Here is a 453-nt window from a genome sequence, read left to right as displayed (position 1 = left end):
CGCGCCGAGCGATGTCGCGTACTGGCGGCTGGAGCCGGAGGACTCCGCGCCCGGCCAGGCCCGCCGGCTGGCCCGGCGCGCGCTCGCCCGCTGGGACCTGGAGGACCTGACGGACTCGGTGGAGCTGCTGGTCAGCGAGGTCGTGACCAACGCCGTACGGTACGCGTCGCGGCCGGTGACGCTGCGGCTGCTGCGCACGGACGTGCTGCGCTGCGAGGTCGGCGACGACGTGCCGCAGCTGCCTCGGCTGCGTCAGGCACGGGCCACGGACGAGGGCGGGCGCGGCCTGTACCTCGTCAACAAGCTGGCCCGGCGCTGGGGCGCGACGCGGCTGAGCACCGGCAAGGTGGTCTGGTTCGAGCTGAACCGGGGCTGAGCGCCCGGACATGAGGGAGGGGCCCGTCCCGCGTGTAGCCCTCCTCCGGCCACTTCTTCGTGGCGTCGATCCCCGCC

General features: G+C 74.8%; 1 protein-coding gene. It reads left to right on the top strand.

The genetic code is table 11. From position 1 onward, the window contains the following. Window positions 1-376, top strand: a 376-nt coding sequence (locus ACWC94_RS25090; RefSeq protein ID WP_450799169.1) for an ATP-binding protein, incomplete at its 5' end; no start/stop codon positions are given. Window positions 377-453 lie beyond the last annotated feature (77 nt).

The sequence above is a fragment of the Streptomyces sp. NPDC001135 genome, from assembly GCF_053598395.1.
This window is presented reverse-complemented; position numbering and strand designations above follow the sequence as displayed.